The organism is Adhaeribacter radiodurans (assembly GCF_014075995.1).
Taxonomy (GTDB): domain Bacteria; phylum Bacteroidota; class Bacteroidia; order Cytophagales; family Hymenobacteraceae; genus Adhaeribacter; species Adhaeribacter radiodurans.
Genome location: NZ_CP055153.1, coordinates 4,846,251 through 4,867,325 on the forward strand (window position 1 = coordinate 4,846,251; position 21,075 = coordinate 4,867,325).

The 21,075-nt window shown below is 43.2% G+C and carries 17 protein-coding genes; 11 read left to right on the top strand and 6 right to left on the bottom strand.

What is annotated here, in order from left to right; genetic code table 11:
• Nucleotides 1-74: 74 nt before the first annotated feature.
• Nucleotides 75-1,358, bottom strand: coding sequence for an erythromycin esterase family protein (locus HUW48_RS19275; protein WP_182412491.1), 1,284 nt, complete (start codon nt 1,356-1,358; stop codon nt 75-77).
• A gap of 240 nt (nt 1,359-1,598) precedes the next feature.
• Nucleotides 1,599-2,336 carry a DUF4197 domain-containing protein gene (locus tag HUW48_RS19280; RefSeq protein ID WP_182412492.1) on the bottom strand — a complete coding sequence of 246 codons (738 nt, stop codon included), beginning with the start codon at nt 2,334-2,336 and terminating at the stop codon, nt 1,599-1,601.
• 49 nt (nt 2,337-2,385) lie between these two features.
• On the opposite strand from HUW48_RS19280, the gene HUW48_RS19285 reads away from it, so the two are divergent.
• Both HUW48_RS19285 and HUW48_RS19290 read left to right on the top strand, forming a co-directional pair.
• Nucleotides 2,386-3,669 carry a competence/damage-inducible protein A gene (locus HUW48_RS19285; RefSeq protein WP_182412493.1) on the top strand — a complete coding sequence of 428 codons (1,284 nt, stop codon included), beginning with the start codon at nt 2,386-2,388 and terminating at the stop codon, nt 3,667-3,669.
• A 158-nt stretch (nt 3,670-3,827) separates the two neighbouring features.
• Nucleotides 3,828-5,225 (top strand): dihydrolipoamide acetyltransferase family protein, encoded by a 1,398-nt coding sequence (locus HUW48_RS19290; protein WP_182412494.1) that lies wholly within the window; start codon nt 3,828-3,830, stop codon nt 5,223-5,225.
• A 399-nt stretch (nt 5,226-5,624) separates the two neighbouring features.
• Here the strand turns inward: HUW48_RS19290 and HUW48_RS19295 are convergent, their stop codons facing one another.
• A complete protein-coding gene (locus tag HUW48_RS19295; protein ID WP_182412495.1) occupies nt 5,625-5,798 on the bottom strand; it encodes a hypothetical protein in 174 nt (57 codons plus the stop codon).
• A gap of 244 nt (nt 5,799-6,042) precedes the next feature.
• Here HUW48_RS19295 and HUW48_RS19300 point away from each other — a divergent pair, with 244 nt between their 5' ends.
• The 8 genes from HUW48_RS19300 (at nt 6,043) to HUW48_RS19335 (ending at nt 15,768) form a co-directional block, all read left to right on the top strand.
• The gene (locus HUW48_RS19300; RefSeq protein ID WP_182412496.1) at nt 6,043-7,290 is read left to right on the top strand and encodes an efflux RND transporter periplasmic adaptor subunit; all 1,248 of its coding nucleotides are present in this window, start codon (nt 6,043-6,045) and stop codon (nt 7,288-7,290) included.
• Between the two features lie 20 nt (nt 7,291-7,310).
• Entirely contained in the window at nt 7,311-8,768 is a 1,458-nt protein-coding gene (locus tag HUW48_RS19305) for a TolC family protein (protein ID WP_182412497.1), read from the top strand.
• Between the two features lie 59 nt (nt 8,769-8,827).
• Nucleotides 8,828-9,493 (top strand): ABC transporter ATP-binding protein, encoded by a 666-nt coding sequence (locus tag HUW48_RS19310; RefSeq protein WP_182416449.1) that lies wholly within the window; start codon nt 8,828-8,830, stop codon nt 9,491-9,493.
• Nucleotides 9,494-9,649: 156 nt separating this feature from the next.
• Complete coding sequence (locus HUW48_RS19315) at nt 9,650-10,012, top strand: DUF3471 domain-containing protein (protein ID WP_182412498.1); 363 nt, start codon at nt 9,650-9,652, stop codon at nt 10,010-10,012.
• An 85-nt stretch (nt 10,013-10,097) separates the two neighbouring features.
• A complete protein-coding gene (locus HUW48_RS19320; protein WP_182412499.1) occupies nt 10,098-11,354 on the top strand; it encodes an ABC transporter permease in 1,257 nt (418 codons plus the stop codon).
• Nucleotides 11,351-12,550 (top strand): ABC transporter permease, encoded by a 1,200-nt coding sequence (locus HUW48_RS19325; protein ID WP_182412500.1) that lies wholly within the window; start codon nt 11,351-11,353, stop codon nt 12,548-12,550. The genes HUW48_RS19320 and HUW48_RS19325 overlap by 4 nt, the downstream gene beginning before the upstream one ends.
• Nucleotides 12,551-13,091: 541 nt before the next feature.
• Nucleotides 13,092-14,477, top strand: a complete 1,386-nt coding sequence (locus HUW48_RS19330) for a sigma-54-dependent transcriptional regulator (RefSeq protein WP_182412501.1) — start codon at nt 13,092-13,094, stop codon at nt 14,475-14,477.
• Nucleotides 14,461-15,768, top strand: coding sequence for a sensor histidine kinase (locus HUW48_RS19335; protein WP_182412502.1), 1,308 nt, complete (start codon nt 14,461-14,463; stop codon nt 15,766-15,768). Before HUW48_RS19330 ends, HUW48_RS19335 begins: the two co-directional genes overlap by 17 nt.
• A gap of 139 nt (nt 15,769-15,907) precedes the next feature.
• Here the strand turns inward: HUW48_RS19335 and HUW48_RS19340 are convergent, their stop codons facing one another.
• The gene (locus tag HUW48_RS19340; protein ID WP_220463954.1) at nt 15,908-17,290 is read right to left on the bottom strand and encodes an FAD-binding oxidoreductase; all 1,383 of its coding nucleotides are present in this window, start codon (nt 17,288-17,290) and stop codon (nt 15,908-15,910) included.
• Between the two features lie 487 nt (nt 17,291-17,777).
• Between HUW48_RS19340 and HUW48_RS19345 the strand changes: the two genes are divergently transcribed.
• Nucleotides 17,778-18,281: a hypothetical protein gene (locus HUW48_RS19345; protein ID WP_182412503.1), complete on the top strand. Its 504-nt coding sequence runs from the start codon at nt 17,778-17,780 to the stop codon at nt 18,279-18,281.
• 141 nt (nt 18,282-18,422) lie between these two features.
• Here the strand turns inward: HUW48_RS19345 and HUW48_RS19350 are convergent, their stop codons facing one another.
• Together HUW48_RS19350 and HUW48_RS19355 are read right to left on the bottom strand one after the other, a co-directional pair.
• On the bottom strand, nt 18,423-19,796 hold the full coding sequence (locus HUW48_RS19350; RefSeq protein ID WP_182412504.1) for an APC family permease: 1,374 nt from the start codon (nt 19,794-19,796) through the stop codon (nt 18,423-18,425).
• Between the two features lie 80 nt (nt 19,797-19,876).
• The gene (locus HUW48_RS19355; RefSeq protein ID WP_246343550.1) at nt 19,877-20,902 is read right to left on the bottom strand and encodes a class I SAM-dependent methyltransferase; all 1,026 of its coding nucleotides are present in this window, start codon (nt 20,900-20,902) and stop codon (nt 19,877-19,879) included.
• Nucleotides 20,903-21,075 lie beyond the last annotated feature (173 nt).

The window sequence follows — 21,075 nt, forward strand, 5'->3', positions numbered from 1 at the left end:
TTTACGGTAAACCGTCTGAATGGGTGTAAGTACTATATTCTCATACTTATAGCATCTTTTAACCTGCCCTTAGCTTACGTTCCCCAAGGGTATAATTCAGGAGGTTGGTGCGAATCGCGGTAGTTATGCAACGGATGCACGGATTCGGTTTCATCAATAAACAAAAATGCATCGTAACGTTCCGGTATCCGGGAGGGAACATAATTAATAAATGCTTCAAAATCTGGATTATATACTACCCCAATTGCCCGATGACCAATGGGCTTTTGTAAATCTTCCAGTTCCCGTAGTTCCTGGGTTAGCAGTAATTTATCGCCGGAACCGGCCTCGTGTAAGCGGGCTTCCCAACTTTCAGGCTTTGCTCTTGGCACTTCCATTTTCTGCATGGGAGCGCCCCATTTTCGGCCAGCCATTACGGTACCCCAATAAGAGCCAAATCCTACCAAAAAGGCATTCTCCCGACCGTGTTCTTCCCGCACCAACTGCCCAATATTTACCATGCCGCTGCGAGCCATATCGGTGGCACGGGCATCGCCAATATGCGTATTATGTTCCCAAACAATGGCTTTAGCTTCGGGGCCATGCAAGGTCATAAGGCGGTTTAGGGTTTCCATCATATGCCGGTCACGTACGTTCCAGGAGCAACCTCCCCCTCTAATCATGGCGCGGTAATATTTTTCGGCGTTAACGGCTACCAAGGCGTTTTGCTCGGCTCCAAAATTAGCTTCCCGGTCATTAGAAAATTGAGGGGCATTGGCACTTATTTTTTGCAGCATCTCCAGTACCTCCTTCTCACAACCTTTATCCACAAAAGCCACAGCTTCGGCGTAAGCCTGGGGATCATCGCCGAAAGGTTCAAAACACCGGAAAGCTTTTTTAGCAGCTTCCACGGTAGTGCCATCGTTTTGTTCCAGGTATTGCACAATTTGCTCCAGCGAATTCCAGAGGCTATATACATCTAAGCCGTAAAAACCAGCTTTTTTATCTATTGGTTGATTTTGGTTATGTTCACGCAGCCATTCTACCAAGGCGGCAACCTCCCAGTTACCCCACATCCAGGTAGGCCAGCGGGTAAAATTCTTTAAAACATCGCGCACCGTAGTACCAGCGTCCGGGTAGCCTTTTATAAACCGGTTTACCAAATAACAATCTGGCCAATCGCCTTCTACGGCAATAAAATTAAAATTCTTTTCGGTAATTAGCCGCCGTGAGATGGTGGTGCGCCAAGTATAATATTCGGAAGTACCGTGCGACGCCTCACCTAATAGAACAAAACGGGCATCGCCAATAACTTCGAGCAGCACATCCAAGCTTTGATTATTTTCGAGCGGATAATACGGTAGTTTACTTTCTGCCATAATTGAACCGGTTTGACTAAATCTAAATTAATTTTACCTGTGCAGGAGGCAATTGGTTGTATTTAGATGTAATAAATTTAGTAGTAAATGGCACACCTCTAATTTATTCCTAATCCTCAGGCCAGAGTACAGGATTGTTTTAACTAAAAGACGAAAACCTGCTTAAAAACAAAAGTCCTCCTGGATTACAGGAGGACTCTAGCAACATAAAACGTTTAACTTACAACCTAATACATGAAATTACGATTTAGATTGTTTCGAGAACACGCGTTTTAGTAAATCAGTGGTACGGGCAACCGGGTTCTCGCGAATATTAGCTTCTTCCTGGGCTACTAAAATAAATAAACCATCAATTGCTTTTTTTGTGGCGTAATCGTTCAGGTTAGGATTTACTTTTTGCACCAGCGGAATAGCATTATAGGCTGACATTACATCCGTGTAATACTTGGTAGCGTAGGTTTTATCCAGCGATTGCTGAATGTGTGGCGCAAACGCCCGGTATAATTCGTCGGAAGTAGTACGTTTTAAAAACTGAGTAGCCGCATCTTTTTCGCCGGTTAAAATATTCCAGACATCTTTAAAAGTCAGTTTCCGGATGGCACCAATAAAGATAGGCTTGGCCGTTTGGGCTGCATCTTCAGCAGCCCGGTTCAACGACAATACAAATTTATCTACCTGGCTACCTAAACCTACACTGCGTAAAGTAGATTCCACGCGTTTAACATCTTCCGGAAACGGAATGCGTATTAACTGATTACCGAAATACCCGTCTTGTTGCGAAGCCTGGGTAGCACCTTTGGCAATACCCTGGGTTAAAGCTTCTTTCAGGCCGCCGGCTACTTCATCAGAGGTAAGTGGTTTACTTTTATTTAAAGCATCGTTAATGGTACCAACACTGGGTAACTTACCTAATTGGCCGGAGCAACTAAAAGAAATTATGGAGATAAATAACAAAAAGTATACGGAGGTGGTTTTCATGCGGAACATAATAATTTGCGTTAACTTTAAAGCTCAATTTACCCGTTAAATGCATAAATCGAACCAAAACCCTAACATTGTATTGGCCGAAATAATTACCATCGGCGACGAAATTTTATACGGACAAATAGTAGATACTAATTCAGCTTTTATCGGCACCGAACTCGGTAAAATCGGAATTAAGGTAAAGCAAATTACCTCTGTTTCGGACGATGCCACACATATAAAAAAATCGTTTGATGATGCGCGTTCCCGGGCCAATATTATTTTAATTACCGGTGGCCTTGGCCCTACTAAAGACGATTTAACTAAATCTACTTTAGCCCAATACTTTGGGGTAGGTTTAAAACTAGACGAACAATCGCTGTTGGATGTTACCGAAATTTTCCGTCGGCACGGGCGGGAAGTAACAGAACTTAACCGGCAGCAAGCCTTTTTACCCGAAAATTGTGAACCCGTTCGCAATGTTTTAGGCACTGCCCCGGGCATGTGGTTCGAGGTAGATAACAAAATTATGGTTTCGATGCCGGGCGTACCATTCGAAATGAAGCGCATGATGACGGATATTGTATTACCGCGCTTGCAGCAATATTTCCGGTTGCCGAAGATTAACCATAAAGTAATTATGACCATTGGTATTGGAGAATCTTTTCTGGCTGAAAAAATTGCGGATTGGGAAGACAACCTGCCTAAAAATATAAAACTAGCTTATTTACCTAACTTGGGCAGTGTGCGACTGCGCTTAACTGGCCTGGATACCGGCATCGGCGATTTAGAGGCGCAAATGCAGGCCGAAGTAGATAAACTGAGTAACATTATTCCGGAATATATTTTTGCCTATGGTGAGGTTAGTTTACCGCAAGCCATTGGTAATTTACTTAAAAAGCACTACCTCACTATTTCTACCGCCGAAAGCTGCACTGGCGGTAACATAGCCCATAAGTTAACTACTATACCTGGTTCATCGGCTTATTATAAAGGTGGCATTATTTCCTACGACAATGCTGTAAAAGTGGAACAGTTAGGTGTTTCGGAAACTACTTTGGAAACCTTTGGCGCCGTAAGTGAAGAAACCGTAAGCGAAATGGCGCAGAATGTTCGCTTGTTACTGAAAACGGATATTGGTATTGCTACCAGCGGCATTGCCGGACCAACTGGCGGCACTACCGAAAAACCAGTTGGTACCATCTGGATTGCTTATGCTGATGCTCACCAAACTGTAACCAAAAAACTTAATTTTAACCGTACCCGCGAGCTAAATATCGAATACACTACCATGATGGCGCTGAACCTGGTACGGCAAAGTTTACCTGAAGCCTTTCGGATCGGGTAATTTTTCCTAAATTTGACGGGTTGAACAGACGTTTTTGGCTAACCTTAACTTGTTAAGCAAGTGGTTACCAAAAAGTTTATAGTTCCTTAAAAGCATTTTAAACTTAAAAAGCTGGTAATAAGGCTATACTTTATGGCCAAAAATCCGGAAAGAAAAATATGGCACTGGTAGAAATGGTAATGCCCAAAATGGGCGAAAGTATCATGGAAGGAACGGTACTACGTTGGTTAAAAAACGTAGGTGACCGCATCGAAGAAGATGAATCTGTACTCGAAGTAGCCACCGATAAAGTAGATACCGAAGTACCAGCCATTCAAGGTGGAATTTTAACAAAGATTTTGGCCAATGAAGGCGATGTCATTCCGGTGGGTCAGGCCATTGCTTTAATTGAAACAAATGTCAATTCGGCAGGTGTTACCTCCTCACCAGAATCTACCGAAACATCCAACGAAAATAAGGCAAGTGCTGCTCCTACTATCACGGAAGAAGTATCCTCTACTCCTACTCCATCCGTACCTGTTGCCGCGGAGAGTGGCCTTACCATCGCTGAAACTAAAACAAAGCCCACCTTTGAAGGCCGGTTTTACTCACCGCTGGTACTGAATATTGCCCGCCAGGAAGGAATAAGCATGGCCGAACTGGAAAAAATACCTGGGACAGGTAATGAAGGCAGGGTAACCAAAAAAGACATGCTGGAGTACCTGGAACACCGGCAAGAAGCACCAGAAATCAACGCTTCTGCCGCTGAAGTTCCTGCATCAGCTTCTGCTACAGAAGTTCCACAACCAGTTGCTGCATCTGTGCCGGAACCAACTGTTGGAGCTCAACCGGCCGTATCGGTGAGTGGCGATGTAGAGATTATAGAAATGGACCGCATGCGCAAAATGATTGCGCAACGCATGGTAGATAGCAAACGTATTGCCCCGCACGTAACTTCTTTCGTGGAAGCCGACGTGACCAATATTGTAATGTGGCGCAACAAGATGAAAGATGCCTACCAGAAGCGCGAAGGCGAAAACCTGACTTTCACGCCAATCTTTATAGAAGCGGTAGCCAAAGCCATCAAAGACTTTCCAATGATTAACATTTCCGTGGATGGTGACCGCATTATCCGACGGAAGGACATTAATATTGGCATGGCTGTAGCCTTACCCAGCGGAAATTTAATTGTTCCGGTTATTAAAAACGCCGATCAAATGAACCTGAACGGCATTACCAAAAAAGTAAATGATTTAGCAAACCGCGCTCGGAATAATAAGTTAACTCCCGATGATTTATCGGATGGTACGTATACCTTGACCAACGTTGGTTCTTTTGGCAACGTGTTAGGTACCCCTATCATCATGCAGCCGCAAGTCGCGATTATGGCTGTAGGCGCGATCAAGAAGAAACCGGCCGTTATCGAAACTCCCCAAGGCGACTTAATCGGCATCCGGCACTTTATGTTTTTATCGCACTCCTACGACCACCGCGTCGTAGATGGCTCCTTGGGCGGCATGTTTGTAAAACGGGTTTCAGATTATTTAGAAAACTTCGACTTAGATACAAAAATTTAAAAAATTATAAATACCGCTATAAAAGCCTAGCCTCAAGCTGGGCTTTTTGCTTTTACCTTCCAGAAAACTAGCGTAAGTGTTAAGCGTATCGTCACTTGAGTTTACGAACAAAGGTCAGTTTCCTGACTAACGTTTTCAAACTATACCGCACACTAGCAAGTATTTAGTAATTCTATTCCGCCAGTCGGGAGACCAATGTCATTAAGTTAAGGATTTTCGCACGAATCTACTTTTAATTTATAGGCAATTAATCTCTAAAAAAGAGAGGCACGGAAGTAACTTCCGCGCCATAGATGCCATAGATTGGCTTTGTCAATAAGTCACAAGTTCCACTCCGCTAAGACTTGCGCCAGAATAGAAACAGAAAAGAGTACCTATAACTTTAAATTATTTTAAATTTTACTGCATCATAAAACAGTAGCTAAGCGCCAAGATACCAGTTTGACTATTGAGGGTCTTCTGGATTCTGCGAATCTTTGGTTCTGATTTTGCGCAGCAAAATTCCGCAGACGCAGTCGAGGAAAGGAAGCTTAGACCGCCCGCCGAAACAGCCAAATGAGGTCCGCCGGCCATGAGGCAAACTCAGCCATATCAAATACGATAGCACCGCCATCTGAATACTTGAAAAGGCTCCACAGAAAAGCATTCACCTTACCAGTTCATTTCGAAAATTACAACTTATCCATTCCCGGACAGACTGTCCATTCGTGGACAATAATTACACGGTGTAAATAAGGTAATATATTGATAATCAATAAGTAAAATTTCATGGCATGTACTTTGGAAATAAATGAGTAAGTCATCAACATTTCTAAAAATGGACAGAGAAATTGCTCCGGAAAAACTCCGGAAAAATAAACTAAAAGACTATGGCAAAATAGCCGGAATACTGGTGCTGGTAGCCACAGGTTTGCTCGCTTTCCGGTTTGCCCTTCGTACTTCCGAAAATCGCTCCAGCTTGCGCACTTCTGTTGTTACCCAAGGATCAATAGAAGCCTCATTGAATGCTACTGGGGTATTAGTGCCCGAAAATGAAGCCGTCGTAACCAGTCCCATTCAGGCGCGACTAGAGGCGGTGTTGCACCACGCCGGCGAAAAAATAAACGCCAATCAATCCATTCTGCAACTCGACAAAGAATACACCAAACTGGCTTACCGCAAACTACAGGACGAGCAGCAACTCAACCAAAACGAAACCAGCAAGTTGCAATTAAAACTTACTAAAGAAGTAAGCGAATTGCAATCCAGATTTAATATTAAACAAATGCAGGTAAAACGGTTGCAGGCTGCATTAAGCGATGAGAAGTATTTACTTTCTATTGGCGGCGGTACTGAAGAAAACGTGCGGCAAGCCGAAATGAATTTAAAAGTAGCGCAATTAGAAGCCGATCAACTCTCGGCGCAAATCCGACAACAAAAGCAAGCCAATTCCGCCGAATTGAAAGATGTAGGTTTTGAAATGAGCATCCAGGAACGTAACCTCCAGGAAATGCAACGCAAACTCGACCTGGCCGATTTAAAATCTCCCATTAGTGGCGTACTGACTTTTGTAAATGAAGAAATTGGGACAACAGTTAATCCGGGTGATGCTTTGGTGCGGGTTGCTGATTTAAGTAGTTTTAAAGTAAAAGCCACCATCGCCGATTCTTACGCTGACCAATTGTCACCCGGTGGCCCAGTAACTGTGCGCCTGAATGATACCGACCTGAAAGGTACGATTGCGACTATCCGGCCCGCCGTAGAAAATAACCAGGTTACCTTCTTCGTGCAGCTAGACCAGAAAAATCATCCGCAGCTGCGGTCTAATTTAAAGGTAGAAGTATTTGTGATCACTTCTTTTAAAAACCAGGCCATGCGGGTGAAAAATGGTCCTTTCTTTACCGGTGCCCGCGACCAGAAAGTATTCGTGATTAAAGGAAATAAAGCCAATGCCCGCACGGTGCAAATTGGATTAAGCAACTTTGATTGGGTAGAACTGCAAGGCGTGCAGCCCGGCGAAGAAGTTATTATCTCCGATACCAAGGAATTCCAACACCTGGATGAGTTTGCCATCACCAATGATTAACCCTCTTATTAGCTAGAATTATGAAAAAACTAATACTATTTTTCCTGCTGCTAATAGGCTTTAATTGTACCCAAGCGCAGGATTCCAGCCAGGTAGTTACCCTGAAACAAATAATTGCCCAAGCACAAAATAACTCGCTTACCTTTCGTCAGGCCGAAACCAGCCGGGAAACCAGTTACTGGCAATGGCGCACGTACCTGGCCGATTACAAACCCACGTTAAGTTTAGCCGGTACTTTACCCGATTTCAGCCGCAGCATTAACCCTGTAACGCAACCCGATGGTACTACCGATTTTAAACAGGTTAGTTTAAATAATTCTCAGCTTAATTTAGGAGTTACCCAATCCATTGGCTTAACCGGCGGGCAAATATTTGTAAATTCCCAACTGCAGCGCTTCGACGATTTTAATGCGGGAGCTACCCGGTATAACAGCAATCCGGCCTTGATTGGTTTTTCGCAGCCTTTGTTCCGGTTTAATAAACTAGGTTGGGCCCGTAAAATCGAACCCTTGCGCTACGCCGAATCGCAGAAAAAATTTGTAGAAGACCGTGAAGCCATTGCGCAGGACGTTACCAAATTATACTTCGATTTATTACTGCAACAGGTAAACCAGAATATTGCCACAAAAAACCGCACCAACACCGAAGATATTATCCGGATTGCCGAAGAAAAATTTAAACTAGGTAAAATTTCAAAAAACGATGTGTTGCAACTGCGCCTGAGTTTACTAAATTCTCAAATTGCCCAGGCCGAAGCCGATTTAGCCGTAAAAAATGCCACGCTGGCGTTAAACAGTTACTTAGGCGAGCCGGCTACTAAACCAATACTGCTGGCAGTACCAGGAGAATTGCCCCGCTTACAGGTAACCGAAAACCAGGCTCTGGAGCAAGCCCGGCAAAACCGGAAAGAAAGTTTGGCTTTTAAACGTGCGTTGTTGCAAGCCGAACGCAACCTGGCCGAAGCCCGTCAATCGAATGGTTTTAATGCTACCATGTTTGCTACTTTTGGTTTAACCAACCAGGCCTCCACTTTAATGGATTCTTACAGCAACCCCGAAAATCAGCAACAAGTACGGATAGGTTTTGAACTGCCGATTATGGATGGCGGCAAGCAAAAATCCTTACGCAAAACGGCCCAGGCAAATTTAAAATTAACCCAATACGCGGTAGAGCAAGACCAGTTAGAATTTGAGCAAAACATCCGGACGCAGGTAAACCAGTTTGAAATGCTCAAAACCCGCGTAGCCATAACCGCCGAAGCCGACCAGATTGCCCAAAGCCGCTACGATATTGCCAAAGCCACTTACGTAATCGGCCGCATCAGCATTACGGATTTAAATATTGCCCTCGGCGAAAAAGACCAGGCCAAGCGCGCCTACATTGCCTCACTACGCGATTTCTGGAACGCCTTTTACAACTTAAGAACCCTTACCTTATACGATTTCGAAAAAAATATACCGCTAACACTAGAACCATGAACCACTTTAAATTAGACCCGCTTGCTACTGACGATGCTTTAATAGCTGAAGCTCCCAGCATGATTACCCTCACCGATATTGAGAAGGTTTACCAAACCAAAACCATTGAAACCGTAGCCTTGCACAACATTAACATCAGCATCCGGAAAGGGGAGTTTGCCTCGATTATGGGTCCATCGGGGTGCGGCAAAAGTACTTTACTCAACATTATGGGATTACTGGACGAACCCACCCGCGGTACCGTGTCTATCGATGGTTCTCCGGTTCGTTCCTTTTCCGACCAGGCTTTGGCGCGCTTACGCAACCAGAAAATTGGTTTTGTATTTCAGAGCTACCATTTAATTAACGATTTATCCGTGACGGATAATGTGGAACTGTCGCTTTTATACCGCAGCATGTCGGGGTCGGAGCGCCGGAAACGCGCTATTGAGGCACTGCACAAAGTAGGATTAAGCGCCCGTACCAGCCATTATCCCAATCAACTTTCGGGCGGGCAGCGCCAGCGAGTAGCCATTGCGCGGGCTTTGGCTGGACAACCGGAAATTATTCTGGCCGATGAACCCACTGGTAACCTGGATTCGGTAATGGGTAACGAAATTATGGACATTCTGCTGCGCCTGAACCAGGAAGAAGGCACCACGATTGTAATGGTTACCCACGACGAACTCATGGCCAAAAAGACCGAACGCCTGATTCGCTTATTCGACGGGAGTCAGGTGCTTTAATGGTTGCAGGTTGGAAGGTTGGAAGGTTGAAAAGTTAAAAAAGTTTTCTAACGGTTCCAGAATTCCTTCTTTCAACATAATTACAATTGGCATTCATCTATTTAATAAGTACGCAATATAACTTCTAAACAATTCCACAATCCAAAATTAAAAACCATGAAAAAGCTCTTTATACTTTTATTCTTTGTGCCCTTCTTTAGCTTCGGCCAAACAACTGCCACTCCAACCAGCATTGCTTCCAACTCTAACCAGGAAGTAAGTATATCCAATGATGTTCTTCAAAAATACGCCGGAGTTTACGAGCTGAACAAAGATTTTCAGGTAACAATATCGGTAGAGCAGGACAAATTATTTGCCTTAGCTCCCGGCGATCAGGAAAAATCGGAGTTCACCCCTGAAACCATTACTAAATTTTACCTGAAAGGCACGCCGGCAAAAATTGAATTTGTAGAAGAAAATGGCCAATTGTACTTACTGGTAAACATGCAGGGCGGACTTAAATTAAAGAAGGTTAGTTAGGGCCAAGCAAAGCTCCTTAGCCATTCAAAATTTAAAATTTTAAAAATTTCCGTGGTCTACCAACCATGGACCATCGTCTAAACCTATGTTAAAAAATTATTTAAAAATAGCCTGGAAAGTACTGCTTCGCCGGAAGTTTTTTACTTTCATTAGCCTGTTCGGGATCAGTTTCACGCTCATGATTCTGATGGTGGCCACCGCCATGGTAGATCACCTGACCGGCTCGCACACTCCCGAAACCCACATGGATCGCACGATCTTCATCAATTTTAACAAAATGACGAGTGAAACAAAAAACTCCATGATGAATTCGGTGCCTAGTTATTATTACCTGCAGCGGTACGTAATGCCCATGAAAACGCCGGAAAAAATAGCCATTGGCAGCACCTTTAAAGGCGTAAACAGTTATGTAAACAACAAGCGCCTTTCCCTGGATTTAAAATACACCGATGCTAATTTTTGGGAAATTCTGGAATTTAATTTTCTGGAAGGAAAAGCCTTTAACCAGCAAAATTTAAAAAATGCCGATAAGTTAGCCGTCATTACCGATTATACCCGCGACCAGTATTTTGGCTCGGATGTGCCGGCCGTAGGCAAATCTATTGTAGTGGATGGTGTTCGGTACCAGGTTTGCGGGGTAGTAGAAGATGTGCCTATTTCACGCTTTAACTCTTACGCGAACGTTTGGGTGCCACTCTCCACCTCCAATATAAACAAAGGCGATATTAGCTTATTTGGGGAACACATGGCGATTATTCTGGCCAAGAAGCCATCCGATATTCCAAAAATCAAAGCGGAGTACCAGCATATTGTGAGGCAAATTAAAGTACCCGATCCGCAAAACTTTGATCGGTTTGCCAGTTACGCCGAAGGAATTCTGGAGGGAGTGGTAGTGCGGCAATTGTTTGGGAGCCGGTACGGCGACGACTCCGGCATGGGTAAATTTGTGGCGGTAGTTTCGCTGATTGTTTTATTGTTCATGCTGATGCCTACCATTAACCTGGTAAATATTAACGTAAGCCGCATCCTGGAACGGTCCTCGGAAATAGGAGTACGCAAAGCTTTTGGCGCTTCTTCGCGCATGCTAATCGGGCAGTTTCTGGTAGAAAATATTTTTTTAACCTTGCTGGGCGGATTACTGGGCTTTTTACTGTCGGCTTTGGCACTGCAACTTATTAGTAGCAGCGGTATTATTCCTTATGCGCAGTTAACGCTAAACTGGCGGGTATTTGCCGTTGGCATTGGATTGAGTTTAGTTTTTGGTTTACTGTCCGGCGTAATCCCGGCTTACAAAATGTCAAAATTACAAGCCGTAGAGGCACTGAAAGGAGGCCAATTATGATCCGCCATTTATTTACCTTAATCTGGAACCGGAAGAAAAGTAACTTCCTGATGATAACCGAAATTTTCTTCTCCTTTTTAGTTTTGTTTGGAGTGTTGAGTTTGGCTTTTTACTACCTAAATAATTACAACAAGCCATTGGGCTTTCAATACGACAAAGTTTGGGTGATGACCCTGCGCTGGAACCAGGAAAAGCCTTTGGAAATTAAAGAAATCCAAAGCCGGTTAAAACAGCAATTAAAATCTAACCCCGAAGTAGAAGGCGTAGCATTTTCTAGCGTGAACACGCCTTTTACCATGCAGAACATGAACGGGGGCTTTTTTTACAATAACCGCTCGGTACTCTCGTCTTTCTACCAGGTCGACGAAGATTTTGCCCAAGTAATGCAAATGCGTTTAACCGAAGGCCGTTGGTTTAACGATCAGGACCAAAGTTCTTCTTACAGCAATGTTGTTATTAATGAAGCCCTCCGTCAGGCTTTATTTAAAAATGAGCCGGTAATCGGGAAGGTTGTAGCCGGTTTAAGCGGAGACAATAAGAACCCTAAAACTCGGATTGTGGGCGTTATGGAGGCGTATAAACAGCAAGGAGATTACTCCGAAGACAGCCCCGGCTATCTGGAATATAAAAAATTAAAAAAACAGGCTGATTCTACGAATGTGTTTTTTAATACCTTGCTGATCCGGGTAAAACCAGGTGTAACCAGCGCTTTCGAGGAAAAATTAACCAAACAAGCCAGCCAGATTGCCAAAGGCTGGACCCTCGAAATCAAATCCATGAACGAGATGCGCGCTTCGCATAATAAAGTAGCTTTAATTCCGCTGATTGTTTTCTCGGTGGTATGCGGTTTCTTAATTATTAACGTGGCATTGGGTTTATTTGGCGTATTATGGTACAACATTAATCGCCGCATTTCTGAGATTGGCTTACGTCGGGCCATTGGTGCCGCTTCCGGCCAAGTTTACCGGCAGTTCATCGGAGAAGTGTTGGTACTGGCTACTTTTGGAGTCTTGTTCGGGGTAGTAGTAGCGGCGCAATTCCCCTTGTTGCAGGTATTTCAGGTACAAACAAGTGTGTACGTAACCGCTTTGGGAGCAGCCGTTGTAATCATTTATGCCCTGGCCGCTGGCTGCGCCGCTTACCCCAGCCGCCAAGCTGCCAGAATTGCTCCCGCCACTGCCCTGCACGAAGAGTAATTTTAGTTGTTCGTTGCTGGTTGATAGTTGTTAGACCATAGACCATAGTCGAGAGTTTGGGTAAATCGTTTGCCTTATTCGTTTACCACCCCCAGCCCCTCCTAAAACAGGAGGGGAGCTTTGCAGACTATAACAATTCGGGAGAATGAAAAAGATCAGTAGCTAAGAATAAATGACACCAGTTTAGCTAGTGAGGACCTTTTAAGGTTCCGGTTCTGCGCAGCAGAATTTCGCAGGCGGAGTCGAGGAAAGGAAGCTTAGACCGTCCTCACTAGCTAAACGAGGCCCGCCGGCCACGAGGCAAAACTTAGCCGTGTCAAATAAGATGGAACCTGAGCATGGAGGCTGGAACAGGCTCCAAGTAGTAACAAGAAATAGTAAATTTTAAAAATTAAATCTGCTGCCGTGTATCATCCCCTACCCCCTTCAAAGAGGGACTATTTACTATAACAGTACTATAAACTTGGTAGAAGAACCAGCATTAGGTTAACACTAAAAATTTTGTAATTTTAAATAATCGGCGGAATTTGCCTGCATGTATATGATTCTGATTATTGATGATGATGTTGCCGTCCGGACTTCGCTGGGTTTGCTGTTAAAGCAAGCCAAGTACCAAACCGTTTCTGCGGCCGGAGCCAAAAGCGCCTTGTACGTGCTGCACCAATCCCAACCCATCGACCTGATTATCCTGGATATGAATTTTTCCATGGATACTTCCGGCCAGGATGGTTTGGAATTACTTGTGAAAATTAAGGAATTAAACCCACAGATACCGGTTATTTTAATCACCGGTTGGGGTTCTATTGCGTTGGCTGTGGAAGGCATGAAAGCCGGCGCTTTTGACTTTGTTTCCAAACCCTGGAACAACGAACACTTGCTGCAAACTATTCATACGGCGCTGCACTTAAACAAAACTACGCCGGAGCCCGATAATAGCAATCTCAACCGAAAACAGTTAAACCAACAATATCAATTCGCCAACATTATCGGCGAAGATTCGGCATTAATACAAATTCTCCGGCAAATTGGTCAGATTAGCGCTACGGATGCCTCGGTGTTAATTGAAGGCGAAAGCGGTACGGGGAAAGAACTCATTGCTGAAGCTATTCACCAAAACAGTTTGCGCAAAAACCAGAATTTTGTGAAAGTAAACCTGGGCGGTATTTCCAGCAGCTTATTTGAAAGCGAAATGTTCGGCCATAAAAAAGGTGCTTTTACCGATGCCAAAGGCGACCGTGTGGGGCGGTTTGAACTGGCCAACAAAGGCAGCATTTTCCTCGATGAAATTGGTGAATTGGATTTAAGCAGTCAGGTAAAACTTTTACGGGTTTTACAAGACCGCACCTACGAAGTACTCGGCGACAGCAAACCCCGCCAACTGGATATCCGGGTAATTTGCGCCACCAACCGCGACTTGGCTGAAATGGTAGCTCAGGGCAAGTTCCGGGAAGATTTATTTTATCGGATTAACTTAATTACGGTTAAACTGCCTGCTCTGCGCGAACGGCCTCAGGATATACCGCTATTAGTAAAACATTTTCTGCAGAATTTACAAAAAACGTATCATCGGCCCAGCCTGCAAATATCCGAAACAGCGTTGCGTTATTTGGCGCAGCAGCCTTTACCCGGAAACATCCGCGAATTAAAAAATTTGGTAGAACGTACCGTATTAGTTTCAGGGAAAGACTATTTAGATATTGCGGATTTCCAGGGCCAGCAACCGAGAAATTTAAAAAAAGCGGAAAATCAGGTAATGACGGGTTTGGGCATGATGACCCTGGAAGAAATGGAAGCCGTATTAATTCGTCAATCTATGGAACAGCACAAAGGCAATATTAGTAAAGTAGCCAAATCGCTGGGTTTAAGCCGGGGCGCCTTGTACCGGCGTCTCGAAAAATTCGACATTCCTTATGACGCTGCGGACTAGGTTTATTTTGTTTGCGGTTCTCATTCACGCGGTAATGGCCCTTATTGCGGCCCGTTTACTCACCACCGATAAAGTTTGGTTTGTAGCTACCGAGGCGCTGATTATAGTTTCCATTTTCGTAACCATAAACATTTACCGTTCTTTTGTCCGGCCCCTGGATATTATCTCGGCCGGCATTGAATCTATCCGGAGCAAAGATTTTACCGTGAAGTTTCTGCCGGTCGGTCAGCGCGAAGTAGATCAGTTGGTAGAAGTTTATAATACCATGATCGACCAGTTGCGTCAGGAACGTACGTTGCAAGCCGAAAAGCATTATTTACTAGAACAATTGCTGCTGGCTTCACCTTCCGGAATTATCTTACTGGATTTCGACCAGAATATTGAAAATATAAATCCGGCAGCTTCGCGGTGGTTAAACGTTAATTTGGCCGATTGTAAAGGGAAACCGCTTTGGGTTTTATCCAACCAATGGGGAACCGATCTGGCCGACTTAACCGAAGGGCAATCCAAATTGTTTAACGTAAACGGCATCCGGTTGTTTAAATCCCAAAAAGCCCATTTCGTAGACCGGGGCTTTCCGCATTATTTCATTCTGATTGAAGAACTGACGGAAGAACTAGTGCGGCAGGAGAAAGTGGCCTACGAGAAAATCATCCGGATGATGTCGCATGAGGTGAATAATTCGATTGGCGCCATTAACTCCATCTTGCAAAGTTTCAAACATTACACGCCGCAACTGGAAATCGATTTGCAACCCGATTACGAAAATGCCTTACAAATTTGCATTGACCGCAATACGCAATTAGCAAACTTTATGGGTAAGTTCGCCGGTTTGGTTCGCCTGCCTTTGCCTACTAAACAAACCCTGGATTTGCATGCGCTGCTCCAGCATGCCTACTATTTAATGCGCCCTCTGGCCGAAGAACGCCACATTGCCTGGATTTGGGACTTAGCTCCTGAGCCCATCGTTATTCAGGCGGACGAGCAGCAACTCGAACAAATTGTTATTAATATTATTAAAAATGCCTTCGAGGCCATGGAGCAAGACGGCAAACTTACCATTATAACTATTGCGCAGCCTCCCACTTTACACATCGAAAACAATGGTCCGGGTATTCCGCCGGAAGTAAGACAACAATTATTTTCGCCGTTTTTCAGTACTAAAAAGAACGGCCAAGGCATCGGCTTAATGCTTATCCGCGACATTCTCATGAACCACGGCTTCCCGTTCTCTTTAGAAACCATTGCCGACCATCGAACGGTTTTTACCATCCGATTTTCTAAAATGTAATTAAATAGTAAATTTTTTCTGTTAGAGTACTTTTTGCATCAAACAGAATTTTCGTATCTCCTAAAACATAAAAATATTAAAAACAATAGACTAACCCATATGGTGGTAAACACCATATGGGTTAATCTAACTATTAGTTCTAAACTGGTATTATATTTTGGTTTACTCTAAATAAATTATTGGGGTCGTACTTTTTCTTAATAGTTACTAATTTTTCGTAATTAGAGCCATAGGTTGCTTTCACCCGATCCTGACCTTCTTCCATCATAAAATTAATATAAGAACCTCCTTCACTATGCGGATGCACAGCATTCCAGTAATCTTTTGCCCAAGTGGTAATAACATCTTTGTTCGCGGGATCCGGATCAATACCTGCAATTACCATGGCATAATTGGCATCGCGGAAATTCCAAGCCATTGCATTTTTATCTACCCGTCCGGCAGCGCCATTTATAGGATAAAGATGCATAGTAGACAGCATGGTAGGCAATTTAGAACCATGTTCTATATATAAATCAATGGCTTCGTCGGTTAATTCTTTTACATAATCCCCTTTCCAATACCATTGCATTCCGGTTGGCATTAAAGGATCGAACATGCTTTGCAGGGCAGGTACAGGTAATGGACCAACCAGGTCAAGTGCCGGTTTTTTAAAATTGCGAATGGGCTCAAATGCTTTTTCTGCATCTTCCAATTTGCCAGTATAGCACCAAACTACGGCGCACATATTTCTCAGATGCAGATGTTCGGGGAAGGGAGGACCGGGAGGTACCGTTAAAAAAGCAAAAAATCCATTAATGTCATCAGATGCTCCTTTTATAAATTCGTGATACCACTTCATTACTTCCTTGGCATCGGTTAGTTCCCAAAGCATAGGTCCACCATAAACCATACTGATGGGATGAGTCCGAAACAAAAAAGAAGTAACTACCCCAAAGTTGCCACCCCCACCCCGTATTGCCCAGAACAAATCGGAATTCTCCTCTTCGCTAGCCCTAACAAATTGACCATCAGCCAATACAACATCTGCTTCCAGCAAATTATCGATGGTAAGACCACATTTACGGGAAAGATGACCTACTCCCCCGCCTAAGGTAAGTCCGGCTATACCGGTTGTAGACTGAATACCCATAGGGATTGCCATGCCAAAGGCATGCGTAGCATGATCCACGTCGCCTAAGGTGCAACCGCCTTGCACTTGAATGGTTTTTTCTACCGCATCCACGTGCGTTCCTTTCATTAATGAAAGATCTATCACCAGGCCCCCATCGCACATACCTAAACCAGCACCATTATGGCCACCACCTCTGATAGCCACTAACAAATTGTTTTCCCGGGCAAAGTTTACGGCAGCTATAACATCAGCCTCATCTAGGCACCGGGCAATCATAGTGGGGCGCTTATCAATCATGCCATTGTAAACTTTCCGGCAGGTTTCATAATCTGCATCGTGCGGTTCAATAAGTTTACCCCTGAGGTTCATTTTAAATTGGGCAATAGGCTCTACTTCTGCTAACATCATTTTGTTTGGAAAATAGTAAATAGATTAAGTATACCGGATAGGATCATACAAGCTTCTTAGGAATATAAGGAGTTTCTGGCGTGGTCAATTAGTAGGATAATACTCCTTTTCAGCAAAATTCCCTAACTGAAATAAATGCTCCAAAGCACTTATGGAATAATGCGGTTGAGTAATTAGTGGTTTGTAGTTGCTACCTCTGCAATGATATGCAGCATCTAAGGAGGAAAGTGTAAATTATTAATTACACTATAGTTAACTAATAAGAAACGTTTTGCTAAGTAGTATTTGAATAGTAAAAAGTACAAAAAATATAAAATATTTACAAGAATGTTCTAGAATTAATTTCCGGACTATCCTTTTCTATTCTGAATAAAGAGGGGTAATTTTTTAAGCTTGCAGATTAATCTGGTGTTTTGTATTACTTTTAGTTCCTTACGGAAGGCTTCTGAATAATTTAGTGGCTTTTACTTTAATATCTCATTAAACAATGAAAAACCTAATTTTTATATTACTCATTGCCTTTGGTTTGTTTTTAGCACTTTTTTTCTACCGCAAATACGCCCTTACGCAAACCGAGCTAACATTAGCTAACCAGCGTATTCTGGACCGGGACCGGTTAATTTACAATAATGAAAAAAAATTAGATGCTCTTAAAAGCAACAACCCAGGCATTGCAAAAGGCAGTGAAAACTTTAGTGGTAGTTCTGATTTAGGTACTTTAAGTGACGGCGATTTAACCCGTTTACAAGAAAAAGGCTTAACCAGTCCGGAAACTAACTTACGGGAGGATTTACTAAGCAAACAGAATATGTTATTACCGAAAGGCTCATTAGGCGGCACAATGGCCATCCAGAAGGTAAAAGTTTTAAACGACCGCTACGTACTAGCTTATTTTGAAGATGGCCACAATGGAGGTTATTTGCTGCTTCGGTTTTCCATTGAGCCCGACAAACGTATTAACTGGAAGGTACTGGATTATTATTTAATGTAAGCCAATGCATATATAACCTCTTCTTAACGCTAACTATCCTTATAAAGACTCACGTTTCAGATTACTTTGATTAGCTCCATTTTGTTTATAGGTTAGTAAACTTCCTCTCCTTATCAATGATTAGAAAGAAGCTTACAGGATTTAAGATGAGGTTGAATATTTATTTTTTATAGCTCCCGCAAGTACGGCTGCTGTGTTCAGGATGAGGAAACCAATGAGGTATTGGCTGTCTTGGCTGGTTAATACAAATGCGGTAAAAAGCATAACAATAATGGGGCAAATTGGCCAAACAGGCATCCGATATGGCCTTAGTTCTTGCGGAGATTTAAAGCGCGACCACAAACCCATTAGTCCAACAAAAAAATAAATTGTAGTAACACAGGTACCCAAAAAAATAACCAGCCAATTAAGCGCGCTCACAAAAATGAGTAGGAGCGAAACAAAAGCTATTACCACTATTGCCACACCAGGTACACTATACCGGTTAAGGGTGGAAATCTGATGGGTAAATCCACTTCCCCACATTCCATCCCGGCCCATGGCATATAAAAGCCGGGGGAAATACATTAATGCCCCAATCATTGCGGTAAATAAAGCAACGCAAATGCATACATTAATAAAGGTCGCCGTTTCGTTTCCAAAAGCTTGCTGAATGGAGTAGATAACAGGGGTAGGTGACTGAAGGAATGCCACCAGATTAGGAGCTGCCACAACCGCTGCGGTAAGCGGAATTAAAATCAATGGAATACCCAGAAAGCTAGAAATTAAAACTGCTTTGGCAAGCGTTTTTGTATTGCCAATTAACTCTTCCGAATAGCCCAGAACAAGTTCAGGTGCTGTAATCATACTAAAAGCGGCAGGAAGTGTCGCTAACAAAAAGCCAGTAGTAACCGGAGTGAGATGCCCACTTTGAAGCCTGGTGGGTTGGAGTAGAATATCCGGCACAGATTGATGCGGATGAGAAAACCCTGCTACAATAATGGTTCCTAAAGCAATACATTCCACTACAATTAGTACTGCATTAATAATGGCTCCTAATTCTACCTTAATAAGTGCAATACTTGTAGCAATTAGCAACATGAGAATTGCAATTAATTGATCCGGTACCCGGAAGCCAGGCAGTAAATTTTTGAGAAATGGAGCTATTCCCAGACTTGATACAGCGAGAAATATAACTCCCATCACGAGTATATTAAATCCCACCATCCACATGATGGGTCCTGGAAGAATGCGACGAGCTAAGGAATAAATTCCGCCGGTAACCGGGTACAAGGCACCAAGTTCAGCAATAATAAGAGTTAAAGGGATAGCAATAAGATTAATAATAATATTTGCACCAATGGTAAAAGTACCGCCAACAGAAAAAACCGCAGTAGCCAACAGAAATACTGCTACTGTTGGACTCATAAGTGCCAGCGCTAAACCAACAACATGCCAGATATGGAGCCGTCGACGCAGACCTTGCGGATGGCCTAGTTCCAATAACCTTTTATCAATGTCTGTTGCCTTATCCAAATTATATTCTCCTTTGGCTGCCTGCTTACAATGGAAGAATTTTATTTGCGTTATTGGTAAGCTATATCAGGTGTATGCCACTATTTACGAATAACATACCAGTTATTTATAATATCATGGGCCAGTTGGTTTGTTTTAATCTTCGTGAAGCCGGCTCGGTTTAAATAATCTTTGGTAAGGGCTTCTCCCCACATAGCTCCCAGGCCTTCTCCATTTTGAGCTAAGGATACCGTCATGCAGTGCATACAAGATACAGTATACAGGTAAGTACCCAGGGGATGCTTTTTGTCTTCTTCCAGATGACTGGTACCGTTGATATCCTGCATCAGGTAAATACCATCTTTCTTCAAAGCCCGGTAAATCCCTTGTAAAACCAGTAGTGGTTGTCCTTGGTCATGAATAGAATCAAAGGTGGTAATAAAATCATATTCCGCTTCTGGTGCTGTTTGGTCAAAATCAGAGAGGTCTTTACGGATAAATTCAACGTTGTTTAGATTTAGATTAGCTGCTTCCTCCTTACCGTTGGCAATAGCTTCAGCCGACAAGTCCATTCCCGTAAATTGTGATTCAGGATAAAGGGATGCTAGTTTATTAATAACTCTACCGGAACCGCACCCAACATCCAGCATGTTAATTCCGGTTTTTAATTGGTGGGTTAATTCAGGAACCAGAGGAAGAATATGGGTTTCCAGAGAAGACAGAACTATTTGCCCGCTTTCTTCAGCCATAACCTCATGAAAGCGGTGGAACTTGGAATAAGGTACTCCGCCTCCTTTTATAAAGCACTCCAGTATCTCATCTTCCACTTCGCCCAAAACCGCCGCATTTTGCATGGCCATGGCTATATTATTTACCCCAGCCTGCCGGGTGACAAATGCCGCATGCTCCTTTGGTAAGTAATAGGTTTTCGATTCAGATGAATACTTTACTACACCGCTTGTTACCATAGCGCCGAGCCATTCTCGCACATACCGTACATTGAGTTGGGCAACACGGGCAATTTCTGCTGAGGTAGCAAAATCCATTTCGCTCATTTTATCGAATAATCCGGAACGATGCCCAATGGATAACATAAAAGATAAGGCACTTTTATTTAATGTATCCATTAAAAAGCTTGAAAAGTACTCAGCTTTAGCTGCATTATAAGGAGGTGAGTTGTTCATCTGCTATCATTTTAATAAATGAAGTTTCTACCTATAAAATTATCGTTGAGCAGTATTTGATTAATTTAAGCAAAAAGAAGGAAATATAACAGTAAAATATAATATTATTTAGGCAA

What these genes read in the sequence shown, in the direction of transcription:
- HUW48_RS19280 (WP_182412492.1), bottom strand. Translation starts at nt 2,336, where the DNA reads ATGAAAACCACCTCCGTATACTTTTTGTTATTTATCTCCATAATTTCT.
- HUW48_RS19320 (WP_182412499.1), top strand. Translation starts at nt 10,098, where the DNA reads ATGTTAAAAAATTATTTAAAAATAGCCTGGAAAGTACTGCTTCGCCGG.
- HUW48_RS19295 (WP_182412495.1), bottom strand. Translation starts at nt 5,798, where the DNA reads ATGGCCGGCGGACCTCATTTGGCTGTTTCGGCGGGCGGTCTAAGCTTC.
- HUW48_RS19325 (WP_182412500.1), top strand. Translation starts at nt 11,351, where the DNA reads ATGATCCGCCATTTATTTACCTTAATCTGGAACCGGAAGAAAAGTAAC.
- HUW48_RS19310 (WP_182416449.1), top strand. Translation starts at nt 8,828, where the DNA reads ATGATTACCCTCACCGATATTGAGAAGGTTTACCAAACCAAAACCATT.
- HUW48_RS19315 (WP_182412498.1), top strand. Translation starts at nt 9,650, where the DNA reads ATGAAAAAGCTCTTTATACTTTTATTCTTTGTGCCCTTCTTTAGCTTC.
- HUW48_RS19335 (WP_182412502.1), top strand. Translation starts at nt 14,461, where the DNA reads ATGACGCTGCGGACTAGGTTTATTTTGTTTGCGGTTCTCATTCACGCG.
- HUW48_RS19290 (WP_182412494.1), top strand. Translation starts at nt 3,828, where the DNA reads ATGGCACTGGTAGAAATGGTAATGCCCAAAATGGGCGAAAGTATCATG.
- HUW48_RS19285 (WP_182412493.1), top strand. Translation starts at nt 2,386, where the DNA reads ATGCATAAATCGAACCAAAACCCTAACATTGTATTGGCCGAAATAATT.
- HUW48_RS19330 (WP_182412501.1), top strand. Translation starts at nt 13,092, where the DNA reads ATGATTCTGATTATTGATGATGATGTTGCCGTCCGGACTTCGCTGGGT.
- HUW48_RS19345 (WP_182412503.1), top strand. Translation starts at nt 17,778, where the DNA reads ATGAAAAACCTAATTTTTATATTACTCATTGCCTTTGGTTTGTTTTTA.
- HUW48_RS19275 (WP_182412491.1), bottom strand. Translation starts at nt 1,358, where the DNA reads ATGGCAGAAAGTAAACTACCGTATTATCCGCTCGAAAATAATCAAAGC.
- HUW48_RS19340 (WP_220463954.1), bottom strand. Translation starts at nt 17,290, where the DNA reads ATGATGTTAGCAGAAGTAGAGCCTATTGCCCAATTTAAAATGAACCTC.
- HUW48_RS19300 (WP_182412496.1), top strand. Translation starts at nt 6,043, where the DNA reads ATGGACAGAGAAATTGCTCCGGAAAAACTCCGGAAAAATAAACTAAAA.
- HUW48_RS19305 (WP_182412497.1), top strand. Translation starts at nt 7,311, where the DNA reads ATGAAAAAACTAATACTATTTTTCCTGCTGCTAATAGGCTTTAATTGT.
- HUW48_RS19355 (WP_246343550.1), bottom strand. Translation starts at nt 20,902, where the DNA reads ATGGATACATTAAATAAAAGTGCCTTATCTTTTATGTTATCCATTGGG.